Raw genomic sequence first — 3,548 nt, forward strand, 5'->3', positions numbered from 1 at the left:
GATCATCGTCACGGCGGGCGGCAAGAACGTCGCGCCTGCCGCGCTCGAGGACCCCATCCGCGCGAACCCGCTCGTCGGGCACGTGGCGGTAGCGCCTGGCCGCTCCCCCGCGGATCCGCTCGACGCCCGCCTCCTCGAGCAGCCCCGCCTCGCGCAGGCGGCGCAGGTGGTAGCTGACGTTCGCCTGCGTCTCGCCGAGCTCGCGCGCGGCCTCCGACGCGCTCACGGGCGACCGCGTGCAGAGGGAGAGGAGGCGCAGGCGCAGCGGGTGGGCGATGACGCGGAGGTCGCGGAGGTCGGTCTCGTCGGCGGGCACGTGGTCATCCGACCACGGCGCGGGGCGACTGTCAAACATGCGTTTGAGGGTCGCACTCGAGAAGGTCGGCGGCGCCCTGGCGCGCGGTCAGGGTCCGGGCGCGGCGGCGGCCAGGGTCGAGAACGTCAGGCGGACGAGGGCGGACTCGGCCGCGTCGAGCTCGGCGCCCACGACGTCGGCGAGGGCCTCCCTCTCCTCGGCCTCGAGCCAGGCGGCGTAGCCGTCGTAGTACGCGCGCACGCCGAGATCCGCGAGGACGCCTGCCCGCCGGGAGTTGCCGAGCCGGTCCGCGAGGGCGCCGTGGAGGGCATCCGTGACGGCGGATCGCTTGAAGACCGCGCGCTCGCGCAGCTCGGGGCTCGCGGGGATCACGGACACGAGGCGCTGCCGGATCTCACGCCGATCCTCCGTGTGGACCGCGCAGAGGGGGAGGATCCCGGCGCGGAGGACCTCGAACGGGGCGCTCCCCGCGGGAGCGGCCGCCACGCCGTCGACGGCGAGGGCGACCAGCTCGTCCTGGCCCTGGAACAGGATCTCCCGCTTGTCGGCGAAGTGGCGGAAGAGCGTGGTCCTCGTGACGTTCGCCCGGTCGGCGATCTGCGCCGCCGTGGTGGTCTCGTACCCCCGCTCCGCGAAGAGCTCGACCGCGGCATGCAGGAGCCGGCCGCGCGTATTCGGTTCCCATCGCGCCATGGATCGAGTCTAGTGATGCGCCATCGTCGCATCGTCGGCGCGACCCGCCGCCCTCCGTCGTGAGTCCATCGGACCCGCCACCGGCAAGTGATGCGACTCCGGCACATCACGTGTAGGGTGATGCACCTGAGTCACATCACCGGATGGGCTCGCTCGGCTCGCGGCAGATCGCGGCGGCCTCGTCACGGACAGGAGCACGCACATGCGCGCATTCATCACCGGAGCAGCCGGGTGGATCGGCACCGCCCTCACCACCGAGCTCGTCGCCACGGGGCACGAGGTCCGCGGCCTGGTCCGCTCGGACGCCTCCGCCGAGAGGGTCCGACGGATCGGAGCCACCCCCGTCCGCGGCGACATGGCCGATCACGACCTGTTGGTCGCCGAGGCGCTGGCGGCGGACGCCACCGCGCACCTCGCGTTCACCCTCGACTTCGACGCGTTCGACGAGACGGTCGACAACGAGGTGCGCCTCGTCGAGCGGATCGGCGACGCGCTTGAGGGCACGGGGAAGGCGTTCTCCGCCGCGTCCGGCACCCCCACGAGCCTCGGGCAGCTCGCCACCGAGCAGGACGAGCTCGATCCCGCGGGCCCCGCCGGCGTGCGCTCCCGCACGGCGAGGGCGGTGCTGGCCCTGTCGGAGCGGGGCATCCGCTCCGGGCTCGTGCGGATGCCGCGCACGGTCCACGGGCAGGGCGACCGCAACGGCCTCATCGCCGCGCTCGTCGGCCTGGACCGCCAGCTCGGGACCGCCGCCTACGTCGGCGACGGGACGAACCGGTGGCCGGCGGTGCACATCACCGACGCCGGACGGCTGTTCCGCATCGCCCTGGAGACCGCGCCCGCCGGCAGCGTGCTGCACGCCGTGGGCGAGGAGGGCGTGGCGATGCGCGAGGTCGCCGAGGCCATCGCGCGGCAGACCGGCCTGACGGCGTCGGCCGTCGACCCGGAGCAGCTGGGCGTGTTCGGCGCCCTGCTCGGCGGCGACCAGCCCGCGTCCAACGCCGCCACCCGGGAGCTCGTCGACTGGGAGCCGACCGGCCCGACCCTGCTCGACGACATCGAGGCCGGGTACTACACGTCCTGACCGCGGCACCCGGCGGCGGTCCCCCTCCCGAGGATGATGCGGAGCCGCTCGCCGGCGTGGTCGACTCGGTCGATGACCGCATCCGACCGCGCCATCCCGATCGACGGCCTCGTCAACGCCCGCGACCTCGGCGGCATCCGCCTCCGCTCCGGCGGCGCCACCCCCACCGGCGCGCTCGCACGCTGCGAGGACGCCGACCTCATCACCGACACCGGCTGGGAGCGCCTGCGCGAGCTCGGCTACCGCACGGTGCTCGACCTCCGGCAGCCGGCGGAGCGCGCCCGGGACACGCACCCGCGCCCCGATTGGATCCACGTCACGCACGTCGACCTCGACGGCCTCGACGACCACCCGGACTTCTGGGTCCCCTACTGGGACACCGGCCTCGTCGGCACGCCGCTCTACTACCTGCCGCACCTCGCCGAGCTGCCGGACCGGGCCGGATCCGCGCTGCGGGCGATCCTCGAGGCCCCCGCGGGCGGTGTCCTCTTCCACTGCGGCGCCGGTCGCGACCGCACGGGCCTCGTCGCCCTGCTGCTCCTCCTCGCGGTGGGCGCCGAGCCGGACGAGATCGTCGACGACTACCTGGAGAGCATCCGCCTCGGGCGGGAGCGGTCGGCGAACACGGGCCAGCAGGACCTGGAGCCCGCGATCGCGGAGTTCCTCGCCGAGCGCGGCACGACCAGCGAGGCGGCGTTCCGCGAGGCCATGGCGGGGATCGACCTCGACCGGTTCCTCGACGCGGCCGGCTTCGCGGACGCCGACCGCCGGGCGCTGCGGACGTGGCGGGGCGCGATCCCTGATTGAGCCGGGCCCCGGGCGCCTGGACCGGCGGATCCGCTACCGCGCCAGCGGCACCTCGATGAGGAGCGGCGCCTCGGACGCGGTCGTGAGGGCGGCCTCCAGCTCGCCGTGGGTCGCGGCGCGCAGGTACGTCCAGCCGTAGGCGCGCGCGAGGGAGGCGAGGTCCACCCGCTGGGGCGTGAACATGACGCGGTCGATGGCCGCCGGCGCGGCCGTGTTCGCGACCTCGAGGCCGTCGAAGATGGTGCCGCCGCCGTCGTTGCCCACGATCACCTGGATCCGCGGGACGCGCTCACCCGTGCCGACGAGCAGCGAGCCGACGTCGTGCAGGAGCGTGAGGTCGCCCACGAGCACGCGCGTGATCCCGGCGGCCGCGCTGCCGGATGCCGCCTGCGACGCGAGCGCGATGCCGAACCCGGTGGAGACGGTGCCGTCGATGCCCGCGAGGCCGCGGTTGGCGTGCACGCGCACGCGCTTGCCGGGGAGCGCCCGGTCGGCCTCGCGGATGAGGCGCGACGCCCCGAGCACGAGCCGGTCGTGCGGCCAGGTGGCCTGCCAGAGCGCGCGCACGAGATGGCGGCGGGTGACGTCGGCGCGCACGGCCGCGAGCTCGGCGCGCGCGAAGTCGCGGCGCTCGGCGGGCGTGGTGCC

4 protein-coding genes and 1 pseudogene are annotated in these 3,548 nt (G+C 75.0%); 2 read left to right on the forward strand and 3 right to left on the reverse strand.

From position 1 onward, the window contains the following. Window positions 1–190: 190 nt before the first annotated feature. Together DZG00_RS17370 and DZG00_RS13520 are read right to left on the reverse strand one after the other, a co-directional pair. Window positions 191–355 (reverse strand): annotated as a pseudogene (locus DZG00_RS17370) (hypothetical protein); the annotation flags it as partial. Window positions 356–403: 48 nt separating this feature from the next. After that, entirely contained in the window at window positions 404–1,009 is a 606-nt protein-coding gene (locus DZG00_RS13520; protein ID WP_119382878.1) for a TetR/AcrR family transcriptional regulator, read from the reverse strand. A gap of 202 nt (window positions 1,010–1,211) precedes the next feature. On the opposite strand from DZG00_RS13520, the gene DZG00_RS13525 reads away from it, so the two are divergent. Both DZG00_RS13525 and DZG00_RS13530 read left to right on the forward strand, forming a co-directional pair. Next, complete coding sequence (locus DZG00_RS13525) at window positions 1,212–2,093, forward strand: NAD-dependent epimerase/dehydratase family protein (protein WP_119382879.1); 882 nt, start codon at window positions 1,212–1,214, stop codon at window positions 2,091–2,093. A gap of 72 nt (window positions 2,094–2,165) precedes the next feature. Then, entirely contained in the window at window positions 2,166–2,900 is a 735-nt protein-coding gene (locus DZG00_RS13530; protein WP_119382880.1) for a tyrosine-protein phosphatase, read from the forward strand. 33 nt (window positions 2,901–2,933) lie between these two features. Here the strand turns inward: DZG00_RS13530 and DZG00_RS13535 are convergent. After that, window positions 2,934–3,548 (reverse strand): thiamine pyrophosphate-binding protein (locus DZG00_RS13535; protein WP_233550143.1); only part of this gene is annotated, 615 nt, incomplete at its 5' end.

Origin of the sequence: Clavibacter lycopersici (genome assembly GCF_003576405.1) — a bacterium.
In the GTDB taxonomy this organism is placed as follows: Bacteria; Actinomycetota; Actinomycetes; order Actinomycetales; family Microbacteriaceae; genus Clavibacter; species Clavibacter lycopersici.